At 58.5% G+C, this 17,294-nt stretch carries 17 protein-coding genes; 7 read left to right on the top strand and 10 right to left on the bottom strand.

The genetic code is table 11. The features are described 5' to 3' along the window. Nucleotides 1-6: 6 nt before the first annotated feature. Together AC2FFH_RS08875 and AC2FFH_RS08870 are read right to left on the bottom strand one after the other, a co-directional pair. Nucleotides 7-891, bottom strand: a complete 885-nt coding sequence (locus AC2FFH_RS08875; RefSeq protein ID WP_496738432.1) for a fatty acid desaturase — start codon at nt 889-891, stop codon at nt 7-9. Beyond that, nucleotides 884-1,087 (bottom strand): DUF2061 domain-containing protein, encoded by a 204-nt coding sequence (locus AC2FFH_RS08870; RefSeq protein ID WP_058278218.1) that lies wholly within the window; start codon nt 1,085-1,087, stop codon nt 884-886. The genes AC2FFH_RS08875 and AC2FFH_RS08870 overlap by 8 nt, the downstream gene beginning before the upstream one ends. 105 nt (nt 1,088-1,192) lie before the next feature. Here AC2FFH_RS08870 and AC2FFH_RS08865 point away from each other — a divergent pair, with 105 nt between their 5' ends. Further along, a complete protein-coding gene (locus tag AC2FFH_RS08865; RefSeq protein ID WP_496764538.1) occupies nt 1,193-2,056 on the top strand; it encodes a helix-turn-helix domain-containing protein in 864 nt (287 codons plus the stop codon). A gap of 94 nt (nt 2,057-2,150) precedes the next feature. Next, nucleotides 2,151-2,333: a hypothetical protein gene (locus AC2FFH_RS08860; protein ID WP_496738430.1), complete on the top strand. Its 183-nt coding sequence runs from the start codon at nt 2,151-2,153 to the stop codon at nt 2,331-2,333. Here AC2FFH_RS08860 and AC2FFH_RS08855 read toward each other — a convergent pair. The 4 genes from AC2FFH_RS08855 to bcoG are packed head-to-tail and all read right to left on the bottom strand — an operon-like array spanning nt 2,330 to nt 5,701. After that, a complete protein-coding gene (locus tag AC2FFH_RS08855) occupies nt 2,330-3,091 on the bottom strand; it encodes an SDR family oxidoreductase (protein WP_496844228.1) in 762 nt (253 codons plus the stop codon). The two genes, AC2FFH_RS08860 and AC2FFH_RS08855, sit on opposite strands and share 4 nt — an antisense overlap. After that, nucleotides 3,088-4,554 carry a carnitine 3-dehydrogenase gene (locus AC2FFH_RS08850; protein WP_496844227.1) on the bottom strand — a complete coding sequence of 489 codons (1,467 nt, stop codon included), beginning with the start codon at nt 4,552-4,554 and terminating at the stop codon, nt 3,088-3,090. Before AC2FFH_RS08850 ends, AC2FFH_RS08855 begins: the two co-directional genes overlap by 4 nt. Nucleotides 4,555-4,559: 5 nt before the next feature. Further along, complete coding sequence (locus tag AC2FFH_RS08845) at nt 4,560-4,793, bottom strand: hypothetical protein (protein WP_496844226.1); 234 nt, start codon at nt 4,791-4,793, stop codon at nt 4,560-4,562. Then, nucleotides 4,790-5,701, bottom strand: coding sequence for a 3-dehydrocarnitine:acetyl-CoA trimethylamine transferase BcoG (gene bcoG, locus AC2FFH_RS08840; RefSeq protein WP_496844225.1), 912 nt, complete (start codon nt 5,699-5,701; stop codon nt 4,790-4,792). Before bcoG ends, AC2FFH_RS08845 begins: the two co-directional genes overlap by 4 nt. Before the next feature lie 133 nt (nt 5,702-5,834). On the opposite strand from bcoG, the gene AC2FFH_RS08835 reads away from it, so the two are divergent. Then, complete coding sequence (locus tag AC2FFH_RS08835) at nt 5,835-6,821, top strand: GlxA family transcriptional regulator (protein WP_496844224.1); 987 nt, start codon at nt 5,835-5,837, stop codon at nt 6,819-6,821. Between the two features lie 70 nt (nt 6,822-6,891). On the opposite strand, the gene AC2FFH_RS08830 is transcribed toward AC2FFH_RS08835, so the two are convergent. From AC2FFH_RS08830 to AC2FFH_RS08815, 4 genes are all read right to left on the bottom strand, one after another. Further along, the gene (locus tag AC2FFH_RS08830) at nt 6,892-7,938 is read right to left on the bottom strand and encodes an aldo/keto reductase (protein ID WP_496781264.1); all 1,047 of its coding nucleotides are present in this window, start codon (nt 7,936-7,938) and stop codon (nt 6,892-6,894) included. A gap of 271 nt (nt 7,939-8,209) precedes the next feature. After that, entirely contained in the window at nt 8,210-9,421 is a 1,212-nt protein-coding gene (locus AC2FFH_RS08825; protein ID WP_496844223.1) for an NADH:flavin oxidoreductase/NADH oxidase family protein, read from the bottom strand. A gap of 154 nt (nt 9,422-9,575) precedes the next feature. Continuing rightward, nucleotides 9,576-10,034: a DNA polymerase III subunit chi gene (locus AC2FFH_RS08820; RefSeq protein ID WP_282118261.1), complete on the bottom strand. Its 459-nt coding sequence runs from the start codon at nt 10,032-10,034 to the stop codon at nt 9,576-9,578. 4 nt (nt 10,035-10,038) lie between these two features. Next, a complete protein-coding gene (locus AC2FFH_RS08815; RefSeq protein ID WP_496764516.1) occupies nt 10,039-11,505 on the bottom strand; it encodes a leucyl aminopeptidase in 1,467 nt (488 codons plus the stop codon). Nucleotides 11,506-11,745: 240 nt separating this feature from the next. Here AC2FFH_RS08815 and lptG point away from each other — a divergent pair, with 240 nt between their 5' ends. The 4 genes from lptG to pdxA are packed head-to-tail and all read left to right on the top strand — an operon-like array spanning nt 11,746 to nt 17,214. After that, nucleotides 11,746-12,846, top strand: coding sequence for an LPS export ABC transporter permease LptG (lptG, locus tag AC2FFH_RS08810; RefSeq protein WP_496844222.1), 1,101 nt, complete (start codon nt 11,746-11,748; stop codon nt 12,844-12,846). Continuing rightward, a complete protein-coding gene (locus AC2FFH_RS08805) occupies nt 12,846-15,008 on the top strand; it encodes an LPS-assembly protein LptD (RefSeq protein WP_496844221.1) in 2,163 nt (720 codons plus the stop codon). The genes lptG and AC2FFH_RS08805 overlap by 1 nt, the downstream gene beginning before the upstream one ends. Continuing rightward, nucleotides 14,999-16,252, top strand: coding sequence for a peptidylprolyl isomerase (locus AC2FFH_RS08800; RefSeq protein ID WP_496723143.1), 1,254 nt, complete (start codon nt 14,999-15,001; stop codon nt 16,250-16,252). The genes AC2FFH_RS08805 and AC2FFH_RS08800 overlap by 10 nt, the downstream gene beginning before the upstream one ends. Continuing rightward, entirely contained in the window at nt 16,249-17,214 is a 966-nt protein-coding gene (pdxA, locus tag AC2FFH_RS08795) for a 4-hydroxythreonine-4-phosphate dehydrogenase PdxA (protein WP_496723145.1), read from the top strand. Before AC2FFH_RS08800 ends, pdxA begins: the two co-directional genes overlap by 4 nt. Nucleotides 17,215-17,294: the final 80 nt, after the last annotated feature.

Raw genomic sequence — 17,294 nt, 5'->3', positions numbered from 1 at the left:
GGCAAATCAGCCCTTTGGCCAGAGCGGATGCGCCACCGGATCCTTCGCGCGCCAAAGGTACGAGCGGAAGATCTGGCCGTAGGACCGATAGACATAGGCCTCGTTCGTTGACTGATACCGATCTCTTCCAGCCCGATACAGAGCGGGCAATCGGTACCACGGCGCACCGGGATTCATGTGATGTACGACGTGCAGGTTGTTGTTTAGAAACAAGAAAGCCAATAGTCCGCGATCTTCAACTATGACGGTACGCGCACCCGAGTCTTCATGCGCCCTGTGTTCAAGAAACGTCCGGATCTTGACCAAACCCAACCCAATGTAAGCTGACAGAACAAAGGCCCACAGCGGCATTGGCGATTGCGCGACTATCCACAAAACCACAGCGGCTCCGATCAGGTGCAGCCCCCAGGCCAGTAATATGTCTTTGTCTCCGCGTTTAGCGCCGCGCAGCTCATCCCGAATGAAGGTGAATTGACCAATCGCCGGGCCCAGCACCATGCGTCCAAGCAGCGTGTTATTCGCTCTCAGCAGTCGCTTTTGCCAGCCTTTGAGCGTATTCCAAACCTTCGGGTCCAGATAGTTCGACTCAGGGTCGTCATACGGATCAGTCAGGGTCGAATCCCTGTGATGCGCCAGATGCAGATCGCGGAACCGGTTATATGGGATGAACAAAGTCAACGGCAGCGCCAACAATGCCTCGTTCAACCAACGGGTGCGAAAAGGATGTCCATGCAGCGCCTCATGTGTCAGCGATGAGTGCAACGCCGCGACCAATCCCATTGCGGGAATGGCCAGCCAAACCGGGAACATAAAGATCACAGCAAGCCAAGCTGCGTAGCATGCGATTATAAGGGCAAAGGTGCCCCACTCGGGACCTGGCCGCTCAGACATTTCGGCCCCATGTGATGCCTGCCCAGACGCGCTCGTAGATCACGTACATCGTCAGGCCGATGCCCGTGTTCACAATCGCCAACGTCCCGCCAACTGCAGCAGAGCCTGTCGCGATAAGACCCACCAGCGTCATCATGACCAGGCCCATCGCATTCCACACCACAGCCTTCACGACCGATCTTCGTCGCGTTTCCATTCCGTCACCCATATTATTGTTATGTTTAAGAATTACGGATCGTGGCCGAGTTGAAAATTCTGAATATGATTAACAAAACTCATCACTTATGATATAAATCACCATATGACGGATAAATTAGACAAACGAGATCGCGCTGCGCAGTTTCGCCAACGCCTTGCCCGCGCGATGGAAGAACGTGACATCAGCCAAAGCGCGCTTGCCCGGGATATCGGTGTCGACCGATCGACCATATCCCAACTTTTGACTGGCGAAGGTGCGCGCCTGCCGAACGCGCATGTCGTTGGCAGCTGCGCCACAGCGCTTGGTGTTTCGGCTGACTGGCTGCTGAGCTTATCGGATCGGCCAGAAAGCGCTGCAGAGCTACTGGCGCTTTCTCTGAGTATGACCAAGGCGCCCCGCGCGCTGGTCGATGAGCGCATCTTTGAATGGCACAAAGAGGCGGCTGGCTACAAGGTTCGCTATGTGCCCGCCACCCTGCCCGACATGTTGAAAACCCGCGCCGTGCTGGAATGGGAATACGCCCCGCATTTGGGACGCACAGCAGATCAGGCCATCGGCGCGTCGGCAGACAGGCTGACTTGGATGCGCAGTGCGCAATCAGATTATGAAATCGCCATGCCACTGTATGAGATCGACAGCTTTGCCCGCGCGACCGGATACTACGAAGGCCTGTGCCCAAAGATCAGGATGGATCAGATCGACCACTTGTTGGAGCTGAGCGACCAGCTTTATCCCCGCATGCGCATCTATCTGTTTGATGCCAAACGCCTCTATTCTGCGCCGGTCACGATTTTTGGCCCGCTGCTGTGTGTGTTCTACGCGGGCAGTCACTATATGGCCTTTCGGGACCGCGACAGAATCGAAGTTTTTTCCCGTCATTTCGATACGTTGGTGCGAGAAGCGGATGTGACGGCGCGGGACTTCCCCGATCATCTCAGGCAGCTACGATCAACGATTTCCGCCTGATAACGGCCTCATAGATGCGTAAGCGACCAAGGTGTGATATCGTCACTTGGCGCGAACTTTCGAGCGATCCGATCACAGACGGAGGACCATAGGAATGGACGCACTAAAAACCGCTCAATACGCACGGGCGCTTTATTCCGCCCACGGAGATCAGGCCGAGGCCGAGGCCGCGCAGAAGATGCGCGAATGCAAAGACGCCGGGAACATGCAGCAAGCCCGCGACTGGCAGGCAGTTCGCCAGAGCATCCGCCAGATTCGCGGACCCAATCAGGCTTAAACTTTGGGGTCGGGGTTGACGGTGTGCCCATCGACCGCAATCACCTGCCCCGACACCAACCGCGCCGCATCTGATGCAAGGAACACGGCCATATTGGCGATGTCGTGCCCTTCGACGAAGCGACCCATTGAAGTGCCCGAGGCATAACCCTCATAGACCTGATCGCGTGTCATGCCCTTGGCATCGGCCTCGCGCTGCAGGACGCCTTCCATCCGCGGACCCTCAACCGAGCCAGGGCAAATGACATTGCACCGCACTCCGTGTGCGCCCAGCTCCATCGCCAGAGTTTTGGCCAGCCCGATCATCCCCCATTTCGCCGCCGCATAGGGCGCGCGATTGGGATAACCGTATTGTCCCGCAGTCGAAGACGTTATGACCACCGCGCCGCTGCCTTGTCGTTTCAGGATTGGAGACGCGTATTTGGCGCACAAAAAGGCCCCTTCCAGGTTCACCGAAAGACACATGCGCCAATCGGCCAATTCAACATCTTCAACCGAAGCGGTTGGTCCCGCGATTCCGGCATTTGCGCACAGGGTATCCAAACCACCCCATTCCGCCTCGATGTCATTGAACAAGGTGGCCACGGCATTTTCCTCCGCGACGTTCGCCTCGGACCGCTGCCAATGGGCCGGACAATCAGACAGGGCATTCGGGTCAACATCAGCCACCCAAACCTGCGCACCGGCTGCATCAAAGGCCTCGGCCATGGCGCGGCCAACGCCCGACGCGCCAGCCGTGATCAGAACGCGCCCACTCATGCCGGTTTGCGGATCGCAGCACCCGCACCTTCAGGATAAGGCAATCCGGCCTGAGCTTCGGCGATCCGGGCCATAGCCGCTTCGATCTCGGCCGAAGGTGCGCTCGGGCGACGGGTTTCCAGATTGACATGCAGCAGGAAGCTTTCGCCCGTGGCCAACAACTTGTCGCCTTCATACATTGAGTGGAACACGTGCAGTTTCTTGCCCTGCCCCAACAGCATCTGCGTACGCACTTCGATCTTGGCACCCGCGTGGACTTCGTCGGTGTAGCGGATGTGGTTTTCGGCCGTAAAATAACTGCCGCCCGAGGCGATGTAATCGGCATCACACCCCATGATCTCCATGAACCGGTCGGTCGCCGCGGCGAAGGCCTCAAGGTACCGCGCCTCGTTCATGTGACCGTTATAGTCGGTCCAGTCCAACGGCACCGCGCGCGACAAGGTCAGAATTGGCTGGCTCAGATCGGCCTGATCCATCGTCGGAAGTGCGCCTGGTTTCAGCGCCGCGTCATGCTGGTTCAGAACAGCACCGGCCCCATAGTTCTGCGCCTTGAGCGCCCGCATCATACCAACGAGGTTATTGTCGCGGATGCGCTCTAGCTCGCGGATCGAGTGCATGCCCGATTGCGCGTCAGACTGATCCGCGATCAAGTCGACCAGCTCATCAGTGAACTCGGGCACATCCATCAGCTTGGTCCACGGCCATTTCAGGGCCGGACCAAACTGCGCCATGAAATGCCGCATCCCGGCCTCACCACCGGCTACACGATAGGTTTCGAACAAACCCATCTGTGCCCAGCGAATGCCAAAGCCCATGCGAATTGCTTCGTCGATTTCTTCGGTTGTCGCGATACCGTCTTTGACCAGCCACAGCGCCTCGCGCCAGACGGCTTCGAGGAACCGGTCAGCAATATGCGCGTCGATCTCTTTTTTGACATGCAGAGGGAAGAAGCCCACCGATTTCAACAGGTCCTTCGCGCGGTCGACCATTTCGGGTGGATTCTTGTCGGTCGGCACCAATTCGATCAGCGGCAGCAGATACACTGGGTTGAACGGATGCGTCACCACAATCTGTTCTGGACGCAGCGCTCCTTCCTGCAGCTCGGACGGTTTGAACCCGCTGGTTGACGACCCGATGATTGCCTCCGGATCGCAGGCCTCTTGCAAGCTTTTGTAAACCTTCAGCTTCAGATCCAGCCGTTCGGGTACGCTTTCCTGAATCCAGATGGCGCCTTGCACGGCGTCAGTCAGATCGTCGTGGAAGGTAAGCGCCCCCTCAGATGGCAAAAGCACATCACTCAACCCTGGCAAAGACCGACGCGCGTTGTCGAGCACCTCACCAATCTTGCGCTCGGCCTCCGGGTCCGGATCGAACACTCGGACATCCCAACCGTTAAGTAAGAACCGCGCGGCCCACCCGCCGCCGATGACACCGCCACCGATGATAGCTGCTATTTTTGTCATTAGTTTCACCAATTGTCTGGCAGTTTGATTTCTGCACCATCTATGGGCCAGCCATTCTCATCATAGCCGACGCAAAGTTTGGGGTTTGCGTTTCGGTCTGCGCGATAGTCACCTGCAATGTTCTCGCAAATCTCGTTCAGGGCGTGAGCGCCATCAAACTCGACATCTGCCTTTTGAATTGTAGATGTCGAGCAAGCTGCCACGGTCACAAAGAGACCTGAAACGAAACCACGACTCACTTAGGCGCTCGTTTTACCAGCCCCAACTTCTCACGCACTTCCTGCGCGCCGATCACCCGCGCACCCATGTTTGAGACGATGGTGTTCGCCCGCTCAACCAACTGCCAGTTTTCGGCCAGAACGCCTTTGTCGAGAAACAGGTTGTCCTCAAGCCCAACGCGCACGTTACCGCCAGCCAAAACGGAAGCTGACGCGTAAGCCATCTGGTTTCGTCCCAGCGCGAATGCGCTGAAGGTCCAGTCATCAGGCACGTTGTTCACCATCGCCATAAAGGTGTTCAGATCATCCGGCGCGCCCCACGGCACGCCCATGCACAGTTGAACCAGTGCCGGGCTGTCCAGAACGCCGTCCTTCACCAGCTGCTTTGCGTACCATAGATGACCGGTGTCAAAGGCTTCGATCTCGGGCTTCACGCCCAGATGCGTCATCATTCGGCCCATCGCCTGCAGCATGCCCGGCGTGTTGGTCATGACATAGTCGGCCTCGGCAAAATTCATGGTGCCGCAATCCAGAGTACAGATTTCGGGAAGACACTCGGCCACATGCTCCACCCGAGCAGCCGCGCCGATCATGTCCGTGCCATCTTCGTTCAGCGGCAGAGGAGATTCTGTGGGACCAAAGATCATGTCACCGCCCATCCCGGCGGTGAGGTTCAGCACCACGTCGACCTCAGCCTCACGAATACGATCTGTCACCTCGCGGTACAGGTCCAGACGGCGGCTGGGCGCGCCGGTTTCCGGGTCACGCACGTGGCAATGCACGATGGCCGCGCCTGCCTTGGCCGCGGCGATCGCACTTTCGCCAATCTGCTTGGGCGAACGCGGCACATGCGGGCTGCGATCCTGTGTTCCGCCCGAGCCGGTGACAGCGCAGGTGATGAAGACTTCGCGGTTCATTTCCAGTGGCATGGTGTTTTCCCCAACTTATACCCGGTTTTGACCTAAGTTATCCTCAGGCTTCTCCCCGGATTCCGATTTGCGTTCATCCCCGACTCTGGCGCAGCTTTATGGAAACAACTTGCCAGAATGCGAATCGAACTTGATGAAATCCGCAAAAAACATATTGCAGCCCGAACATCGCGCCCTGAAAACGGCTGTGCTGGTTCTGGACGAATGCAACACGCTCAGCTTTGCTTCGGCCGTCGATCCGATGCGCGCCGCCAATCGCCTGGCGGACCGCCCGGCATTTGACTGGGACTATGTGACTGCCACGGCGGAACCGGCGATGCTGACCAGCGCCCTAAATGTTCCAGGCACACCGTTGGCTCGGTTGCAGGGCTGCGACCTGATGATTGTCATCGCGGGATTTCAACTGGCCCGTCACGCCACACCCAGCCTGCTCGCCGGATTGCGCCGCATTTCCGGTACCGGAGCCACCATGGCTGGCATCGACGGCGGCCCTTGGCTACTGGCCGAAGCCGGCCTGCTGAACGGCCACTCCGCCACAACGCACTGGGAGGATCTGGACAATTTCGCGAACCGCTTCCCCGAAGTTGATGTTCGCCCTGACCGATTTACTGTATCCGGCAACCGGCTGACTTCAGGCGGCGCGATCCCCGCAGTCGAGATGATGCTACACATCATCGCCGCGCGCCACGGCGCAGGTTTTGCCGCCCGCGTGTCCGGCCTGTTCCTATACGAGGGCGCACCCGAACCGTCCAAGCCACAAAGCCGTACAGGCGCGCCGCATCGTCATACGGCTCTGACAGCAAAGGCGAACTCGTTGATGGAGACTTCGCTCGAGGACCCGCTACCGTTGGCCGTCATTGCCGACTCTCTGGGCACCAGCCCTCGTACTCTGCAACAACAGTTCCGTCTGCGCCTGAACACAACGCCACAGGATCACTATCTGCAACTGCGCCTGGCCGAAGCGCGGCGTCTGGTAACCGATACGGATATGCCATTGATGGACGTGGCACTCGCCACAGGCTTTGCCTCACAATCCAGCTTTGCCCGTGCTTTCCGCACCGCGCACGGCCTGTCGGCCAGAGACCTCCGTCAGGACCGGATCCAGCCCACACATCACTGACCGGATCCGCTTCATCTGGCTAAAAATTTCCCGGGGGAGTCGCGCAAAGCGCAGCGGATGCAGAGCCCCCTTAGAACGGCATCGGATGCGCGCGATGCGCGGCACTGATATCCGCCAGGACATCATCCGCCAACACCACCTCCGTGCCCCCCAGAATATGGGCCAACTGCGCAACCGTGGTCGCTCCGAAAATGGCAGACATCATGAACGGGCGCGTTTGGCACCATGCCAGCGCCATATGTACCGGATCCAGGCCATGCCGCTGCGCGATCTTCAGATAGGCATCTACGGCCCCAAAAACACGCTCGTACTTACGCCCACCCATGGTCGGAACAAGATCCATGCGCGAGCCCTTAGGCACCGCTCCGCCCTGATACTTGCCCGTCAGAAACCCTGCCGCCAACGGAGAAAACGCCATCAGGCCGACATCTTCGTGCACGCTTAGCTCGGCCATATCGGTGTCGAAGTGGCGGCACAGCAGAGAATACTCATTCTGGACCGAAGCGACCCGTGGCGCGCCCGTCTGTTCGGCCAGCCGCAGCCATTGCGCGGTGCCCCATGCGCTTTCATTCGACAGGCCGAACGCGCGGATATTGCCCTTATCGACTTGCTGTTGCAGAGCGACAAGGCACTCCTCCATATTCTCCAGTACGTCATTGGTGTTGTGACCAGACGGCGCATAGGTCCAGTTCTGCCGAAACATGTAACTGCCGCGATTGGGCCAGTGAAACTGATACAGATCGATGCAATCCGTCTGCAATCGACGCAGAGACCCCTCGATCGCTTCGGGAATCGTTTGCGCAGAAATTGGTGCCCCGTCGCGGGCATGCGCGAAACCTGCACCGGAGTGTTTGGTCGCCAGAATATACTCCGCCCGCCGCGCGGGGTTCACCGCGTTCCAGTTGCCCAGGATTTCTTCGGTCCGCCCCACGGTCTCTTTCAAGACCGGGTTCACCGGGTACATCTCAGCCGCGTCAACGAAATTGATCCCAGCCTCCAGCGCCATGTCGATCTGGGTGTGTGCATCCGCTTCAGAGGTCTGCGTCCCAAACGTCATGGTGCCAAGGCACAGATCCGTCACTTCAATACCAGTGCGCCCCAATGGGTTCTTTTTCATCTCAAAATCCTTCTGCTCACAACGCCGCGCACCCTAAAGCAGAGAACCGTCAGAGCAAGGGTGCAGGCGATCAATTCCGGTGCAACAAGGGGTTGGGCTTATTCAAACCTCTCTGCAGAAAGCGGAATAAAGCCAAACGCAGCACACGGCGTTTCTGCCCCCTGTGATACGGGTATCCATGCCGATTCCAGCGAATGCGCTTTCCTTTCAAAGTTTTGGTCCGCCATGCGGACCAATGCTTCCGGTCACTGCAGCTGCGCCAATGCCGGCTTTAGGTTGCTCGTGAGATTCCGCTGAAATGAGAGTTCCAAACCTCTCGTCGAATCTCATCTCTGGCCTCGTATGCCGCTATTGCTTCGTCTAGATCATCTGGTTCAAGCGCGTCCTCACCTCTGGCAATCCGCGTGACTTGCATCGTGTACCATGCAGTCACACCGCCTTCCGGTGGGTTTTTGAAACGCGGGAATTGCGGCTCGTCGCGTTGATCGGAAAGCCAAAATGATGGCAATTCTGGATCAACGACCAATGCGCGGGCCAATCCAACGAGATCGGCTTTGCCCTCTGCAATGGCGCTTTTGGCCTGTGCAAGCGTCTTGAAACCGCCCGTCACCATAAGGGGAATGTTCGTTTTCGCACGCGCACGTTCAGCAAAATCAAGAAAATAGGCGCCGGAACCCGCACGATCTGATGATGACGCAGCACCCGGAAAATATGTGCCACCGCTGACATCAATCAGATCAATTGTTGTTTTGTCTAATGCCGCAATGACCTCAAGGGATTCATCTTCAGCAAAGCCGCCTTCAAGTTGATCTGTCGCGTTCAACTTGATGCCCACAGGGAAATCCGGGCCAACGGCATCGCGCACGGCGCTGATCACTTCCAGCAGCAGTCTCATCCGGTTTTGCAAAGAACCGCCATAGGCATCTTCGCGTTTGTTGAATAGCGGAGACAGAAACTGGTTGAGCAAGAATCCATGGGCCGCATGCAACTCAACGCCACCGAACCCAAGCCGCTTGGCAAGGTTTGCCGTGCGTGCAAATTCGGCCGGCAGCGCGCGGATCTCATCCAAGGACAGCGCGCCGCATTTCAGACCGGGCAATTCAAATCTACTCGGCCCCTTCGGCGAGCTGATCGGAGCATCCGCCATCGCACCTGCATGTCCAAGTTGCGGCCACAAATGAGCGTCGTTGGTTGCCCCTGCCTGTGCAAGTTTTCTTAGAAATGCGAAATCGGATTGATCGTTCAAAACCAAATTGCCGGGCTTCTCTGCGAAATGAGGTGTGCCTTGCACTTCGCCGATGATCGACAGGGCGAGGCCGCCAGTTGCCCAACGCTCATAGAGCTTGATTTGATCATCACTTGGATTGCCTTTGCCGTCACCAAGCGAGTCAGACATCGCCGATTTAGCAATTCGGTTTTTAAGAGTTACGCCGCAGGGAAGAATTAGCGGCTGGTGCAAGAGAGACTGGGTTATATTGGGCATTTGGTTCCTCAAACTTTTGCCTTAACAATAGAAAGCAGTCATTTTTGCCTTGCACCGCATTCGGCAATTTGGGCTTCAATCCGGTCATTGAGGCATTTCTGATCGCACATCTTTGCGCGATGACCACCACGCCTTCCGGAAATCGGCTCGGGCTCTAAGCCTCAGCTTTCTTTTCCCAGCGCCCGGATTCTTCGGACCAGTATTGGGCGGAACATCCCGCACCGGTCAAAGCCTTCCACTGCCCGCGCGCGTGTTGAACGGCCTCTGCGTCATTGCCATCGAACAGGATACATACGCGGTCCAGTTTCTTGATCTCATCGGGGTCGACCGCCGCGCCATCTACCGCCATGACACAAGACGGGTCATTGGCAGCCTGCGCCTCAGTCGTCAGCAGGATCGGCTGCGCGGCATCGTGCGGACCGCCTGCGCGGCCATGTGGCAGGAACCCTTCCTCGGGCCCCTGCCACAGCTTTTCGTCCAGCCAGTCCATCCGCGCGGGATCGCTGCCTCGCACGGCAATCTTCCACCCGGCCTGCCGTGCCTTGTCCAGCAGCACCGGCAAGGTATGCTCCAACGGCTGGCGGGTCAGGTGATAGAAATAGACGGCCCCCATCGGCTTACTCGAAATTGTCCTGAACGAAACGGCTCAACGCGCGTACGCCCCAGCCGGTTGCGCCCTTCGGGGCGTAGGATGTCTCGGACGAGACCGAAGCCACACCGGCGATATCCAGGTGAATCCACGGCATGTCTTCCTTGACGAACCGCTGCAGGAACTGCGCCGCAGTGATCGAACCCGCCGGGCGTCCGCCCACGTTCTTCATATCGGCAATGCGCGACTTCAGCTGCTTGTCATAGGCTTCGCCCAACGGCATGCGCCATGCGCCTTCATCCTCGGCCCCCGCCGCCTTCAGGAAGGCATTGCAGAACGTGTCATTGTTCGAGAAGACACCCGCATTCTCATGCCCCAGTCCGATGATGACCGCTCCGGTCAGGGTGGCCAGATCGACCATTCCCACAGGCTTAAACCGCTCTTGCGCGTACCACATCACGTCGCACAGAACCAAACGGCCCTCGGCATCGGTGTTGATGATCTCGACCGTGTCGCCCTTCATGGATTTGACCACATCGCCCGGACGGGTGGCGTTGCCTGAAGGCATGTTCTCAACCAATCCGACCAGACCGACCACATTGGCCTTGGCCTTGCGTTTGGCCAGCGCGCGCATGGTGCCTGCCACTACGCCAGCGCCGCCCATGTCCATGGTCATATCTTCCATGCCACCCGCAGGTTTCAGCGAAATACCACCGGTGTCGAACACCACGCCCTTCCCGACCAATGCCAGCGGCGCGTCATCTTTGTCGCCGCCATTCCATTGCATCACCACAACCTTCGAAGGGCTGTCCGACCCCTGCCCGACGCTTAGCAGCGTACGCATGCCCAGCTCGGCCAGTTTGTCTTCTTCCAGCACTTCGACCTCAAGCCCCAGTGCCTTCATCTCGTCCAGACGGTCGGCGAATTCCGCGGTGGTCAGGATATTCGCAGGCTCATTGGTCAAATCGCGGGTCATGCGGACACCGTCGGCAACCGCGTAGAGCGGTGCAAACGCAGCCTCGATCTCATCCGCCTTCTGGTGGGTTATGATGACTGAACCGGCCTCATCAGATTCCTTAGTCTTGTGCGCATCAAAATCATAGCTGCGCAGCGCGATGCCCATGGCCAGATCCTCGGCCTTGACCTGATTGCCTGACATCACCAGCAAGTCCTTGCTGCCCGCCAGCTTGGCCAGCACAGCACCTGCCTTGCGGGCCTCGGCGGGTTCGGGGCGGCGCGGCAGAACCAGAACGTCCAGCGCCTCGGCTGCCATGCCGGATGGCCACGCCATCGAGATCACGTCACCGGTTTTCACTTTTTCGAACCGCTCGCTTTCGACCAACCGTGCCACAGCCCCGCGGGTCAGACGGTTGGCGCGGCGGGCGGCAGGGTTCATTTTGCCGTCGGACGGGATGATAATGGCCACGCGCCCTTCGGCCTGCGCCATCGCATCCATGTCGGGGTCCTGGAAACGGATCGGTACAAGACTGCTCATTGCGAACTCCTCAAAATCAGTTCCCCAAGACCTAGCCCGCGCCGCGCGGCTTGACCAGATAGCAGTTTTCCCCGGCCCGCATTTGGATTACAGTCCCGGAAAAAATCCGACAGGCTCGGGGGAGAAGGTTTTGGCAAGACAGAGCAGGCATAGGCCGTCACGCACAATTGCGTGCAGCGGTGATTCTAGTCTGCACCCGACCACGGGCTGTTTGCGCGTCATTTCGGCAGGAGTTCCTTCGTGATCCTCGACCGCTACTTCGCCCGCCGATTCATTCAGAGTTTCCTGGTCATCGGCAGCATTTTCCTGACGCTGATGATTCTGATCGACCTGATCGAACAGGTGCGCCGCTTTGACGATGCAAACCTGTCCTTTGGTCAGCTGTTGCAATTGACGTTGCTGAATACGCCTGCCGCGATCAGCGAAATGCTGCCGCTGCTGGTCATCCTGTCCACGATCGCGTTGTTTATCGGTCTGGCCCGCAGTTCGGAACTGGTTGTGACCCGCGCCACCGGCCGATCAGGCATCCGCGCCCTGTTAGCCCCTGTGGTGATAGCTCTGATGATCGGCGCACTGGCGGTTGGCATGCTGAATCCCATCGCAGCCGCCACGTCGGAAGAGTACAAACAGCTTGCCGAATCCTACAAAAACAACGGCGGATCAACTCTGTCGATCAGTGCAGATGGTCTTTGGTTGCGGCAGGGATCGGCCATTGGCCAATCCGTGATCCACGCCCAGGATACATCCAACGGCGACAAGTTCACCCTTAATCAGGTAACGATCATTACCTTCGCCCCGGACGGCACACCGACGCAGCAGATCGTGGCCGACCAGGCGGATCTGGAGAACGGTACGTGGGTCCTGACCAATGCCAAGATCTGGGCGCTGGAAGGCGGTGTGAATCCAGAAACCCACGCCACTGAACACGCGCGGCTTGAGGTTCCCACATCGCTGACACGCCAACGGATTCTGGACACGCTTGGCGATCAGGATTCCGTCTCGGTCTATGACCTGCCGGAACTGATCCGTGACCTGCGCGAAGCCGGGTTTTCGACCAAGCAATATGAGGTCTGGTTGCAGGTCCAACTGGCCCGTCCCTTGTTTCTTATGTCGATGGTTCTGATCGGCGCGGCCTTCACCATGCGCCACGTGCGATTTGGCGGCACCGGTATCGCGGTTCTGACCGCCGTCCTGCTGGGCTTTGGCATCTACTTTATTCGCAACTTTGCCCAAATTCTGGGGGAAAACGGTCAATTGCCTATCTTAGTCGCGGCCTGGGCCCCGCCCTTTGCAGCCATTCTTCTGTCCCTCGGCCTTTTGCTGCATGCGGAGGACGGCTGATGCGGCTTATTGCCAGTTTGTTGCTGTCCGGTGCGGTCGCACTGAACATGCCAGCGGGCGCATTCGCGCAGTCTCAACCCGCTGCCAACGCTGCACAGGGTACCACGCAAGAGGATCACCCTGCCCTGCTGGTGGCTGACCGGATCTTTATCACGCCCGAACGCAATCTGGTGGCCGAAGGGAATGTTGAAGCCTTTCAGGGCGACATCAAGGTCACTGCCAAGCGCATCACCTATGACCGCGAAACCGGCAATCTGTCGCTGGAAGGCCCGGTGCGCATTGATCAGGGCGGCGCAACCACGTTGCTGGCCGATTCCGCCGAACTGGATGACGGAATCATGAACGGTCTGCTGATCGGAGCCCGCATGGTGTTCGATCAGCAGGTTCAGATCGCCTCGGTCCAGGCTGCGCGCGCGGGGGGGCGTTACACACAGTTCAGCAAGGTCTCGGCCACGTCCTGCCACGTCTGCGCCAATGGTAAACCGCCGCTTTGGCAAATCCGCGCCCGCAAGGTCACGCATGACCAGTTGGAACGCCAATTGTATTTCGAAGGGGCACAGTTCCGGATACTGGATTTCCCGGTTTTCTACTTCCCCTATCTGCGCCTGCCCGACCCGACGCTGGACCGCGCGACGGGCTTTCTTGTTCCGTCGATTCGCACCACATCGCAGTTGGGAACCGGCGTGCAGGTGCCGTATTTCTTTAAGCTTGGCGACCACAGGGACCTGACGCTGACCCCCTATATCTCGGGGAAAACTAGAACACTGGGCTATCGCTATCGCCAGGCATTCAAACGCGGCCGGATTGAGCTGAACGGTGCTTTCACCCGCGACGACCTGCAAAAAAATGAGGATCGGGGCTATCTATTTGCCAACGGTTATTTCTTCCTGAACAACGACTTCCGCCTTTTGTTTGATGTGAAGACGACCTCGGATAACGCGTATCTCGCTGACTATGGTCTGCCTGATTTTGACCGGTTGCGCAGCGAAATCGCGCTTGAGCGGATCAAACGCGATACCGCCTTCCGCACCAGTTTCATCCATTACAAATCCCTGCGAGACAGTGAAAATGAGGAAGTGATCCCATCTCGGATCTTCGACCTGTATTTCCAGAAACGTTACTTCCCAACCTCTGTCGGCGGCGAAGTACGCTTGGGCTTTGTGGCCCACAATCACACACGCACCAGCGATCAGGACATCGTTGGCCGCGATGTCGCGCGCGCCACATTCGATGCGGATTGGATGCGCAGCTGGATTTTCGCATCGGGCCTCAGGGCTGATGCCCGGTTCGGGACATCGGTGGATATCTTTGACATCCGAGATGACAGCCAGTTTCCTGACCAGGTGACCCGCGCGGCCCCCCGCGCTGCACTCACCTTGCGTTACCCGATGACCCGGCGGGAAAAGTCAGGCGCCACTCAGGTGCTTGAACCCATCGCGCAAGTCGGTTGGACGAACGTGACAGATCAGGACGTTCCCAATGACGAAAGCACGTTTCAGGAATTCGACCAGGGGAACTTGTTGTCCCTGTCTCGCTTTCCGGCCCCGGATCGTCGCGAAGACGGCGCGACGGCGGTGTTTGGGGTCAACTGGGCGCGCTATGCCGCAAATGGCTGGCGCGCGCTTGCCACTGTCGGACAGGTCTTCCGCTCGACCGCTGACCCCAACTTCAACCTAACGTCGGGCCTACAGGGCACCGCCTCCGACGTGTTGTTGGCCGGTCAGTTGCAAACCGCCAATGGCTGGTCTTTGGCGGGTCGCGGCCTGTTGAATGGTGATTTCAGCTTTGCCAAGGCCGAGGTGCGCGCAGGCTGGAACAAGCCAAATGTCGGCCTAACCGGCAGTTATGTGTGGCAGGAAAAGGATCCGGCAGAAAATGCGAATGACGAGATATCCGAAATCTGGATGAATGGCCGCTACCTTGTTGACCAGAACTGGTTGACGCAGGCCTATGCGCGCTATGACCTCAGCGAATCCGAACCGATCCGTTATGGGCTGGGCGTTACCTACCAGAATGAGTGTGTAAAAGTTAACATGACCGTTAGCAGGCGATTTACCTCATCATCAAGTATTGAGCCTTCGACAGAATTCGGGTTTACCGTAGCCCTGACAGGTTACTCCGTTGAGGGTGGCGGCCAACAGTACAAGAGAAGATGCAGTTGATTTCAGGTTTCTCGCGATTCATTCGTTCCGGTTGGCTAAAACCGGTTGCACCGGCACTGGCTGCCGCTTTGCTGGCCCTGTCCACTGGTCACAGCCAGGCTCAGAGCCTGTTTTCACCTGCGATCAAGGTGAATCAGGACATTGTCACCTGGTACGAACTTCAGCAACGCCAGCAATTCCTGACCGTTCTGGGTGCCCCTGGCGCAACCGAGGACGAAGTCCGCGACGCGTTGATCGACGAACGACTGCGCAAGCAGGCCATGCGCGACGCAGGAATCGAGGTTGCACCAGAAGACATTCAGGTGGGCATTGATGAATTTGCAGCCCGTGGTCGCCTTTCGACCGACGAATTCCTGCAATTGCTGGGCGAAGCCGGCGTTTCCCCCGAAACCGTACGGGATTTCGTCGCTGATCAGCTTTCGTGGCGCGATTACGTCAGTTCGCGCTTTCTGTCCCAAGCCAGGCCGAGCGACGACGAGATTAACCGGGCTTTAGGACAGGCCGGGAGCGGCGGGCTTCAGGTTCTGTTGTCGGAAATAATCATTCCGGTCACTCCGCAGACCCTTGCACAAGCCGAATTGCTGGCCGAAGAGATTGCTCAGGTTGAAGGTTTCGATGCGTTTTCTTCTGCTGCCACGCAGTATTCAGCTGCTGGCACACGCGATGACGGCGGGCGTTTGGAATGGCTGAACCTGACCGACTTGCCCCCTGCCCTGCAACCTGTGATTCTGGGTCTCAAATCAGGCGACATCACGCAGCCTTTGTCGTTGCCCAATGCCATCGCCCTGTTCCAGCTGCGCGGCTTGCGCGAAGTCAGCACCAGCGCGCCGCGATACTCCAAGATCGACTACGCAATTTACAACATGGCCGGCGGTCGTAGTGCCGAAACTCTGGCCAGCGCTGCCCAGCTGCGCGAACAGATCGATACCTGCGACGACCTCTATGGCATCGCCAAGGATCAACCTGCCGCTGTACTGCAACGTGTCGAAGCCAGCCCCTCCGAGATCCCGCGCGACGTAGCGCTTGAGCTGTCCAAGCTGGACCTGAACGAAGTTTCGACGACGCTGACGGGGAACAATGGCCAGACTCTGAAGTTCCTGATGCTGTGCACACGCACATTGGACCGGGGCGAAGACACCACGCGCGTGGATGTGGCCAACGCCCTGACGCAACAGCGTCTGCAGGCCTTTGCCGAAAGTCTGGTTGAACAGCTCCGCGCCGACGCGACGATTATCGAGCAATGACCGCGCCCATCGCGCTAAGCTGTGGCGATCCTGCTGGCGTTGGACCTGAAATCGCCGCCAAGGCATGGTCTGAACTGCGCGCGAGCTGCCCGTTTTTCTATATCGGGGATGCGGCACATCTGCCCGCAGGCACGCCCACGCAGCGGATCAGCGATCCGGCGCAGGCCAATGAAATCAGCGCCAGTGCCCTGCCTGTTCTGCAATTGAGCTTTCCCGCCACAAACACAGCAGGCCAACCAGATCCGTCCAATGCGCCCAGTGTGATCGACGCCATCGAAACCGGTGTTTCTCTGGTGCAATCCGGCGCGGCGTCGGCGCTGTGCACTGCACCGATCCACAAAAAAGCCCTGATCGACGGGGCCGGGTTCGCCTATCCCGGCCATACCGAATTTCTCGCCGCTCTAGCCGGGCGCAAGCGTGTCGTTATGATGCTCGCCAGCGATCAGCTTCGCGTGGTGCCCGCAACGATCCACATCCCGCTGTCGCGCGTCCCGTCTGAGCTTACCCCCGATCTGCTGCGCGAAACCATCGCCATTACCGCTGAAGGCCTGCGCAGACAGTTTGGTATCCCCCATCCCCACATCGCCATTGCAGGCCTCAACCCGCATGCGGGCGAAGGCGGTAAAATGGGGCATGAAGAACTGGACTGGATCGCCCCTCTGATATCTGATTTGCCGGGCGATACCTGCACGGTTACCGGCCCACACCCGGCGGACACGATGTTCCACGCCGCCGCCCGCGCCCGATATGACGCCGCAATTGCCATGTATCACGATCAGGCACTGATCCCGATCAAGACACTCGACTTCGACCGTGGCGTGAACGTGACCCTCGGCCTGCCCTTCATTCGCACCTCGCCCGATCACGGCACCGCATTGGATATCGCCGGACAGGGCATAGCAAACCCCACCAGTCTGATCGAGGCACTGAAACTGGCCCAACGGATGGCACAAAGCGCTTGATCCTTCACCTGGCTGAAAATATCCCCGCCGGAGGCAAAAAATCACTGGCGTTCCCCCCCGGACACGCGCCACGGTAATCG

Source organism: Ruegeria sp. YTSC003, assembly GCF_059609785.1.
The sequence above is the reverse complement of the archived record's forward strand: the minus strand, read 5'-3'. Positions and strand labels throughout refer to the sequence as shown.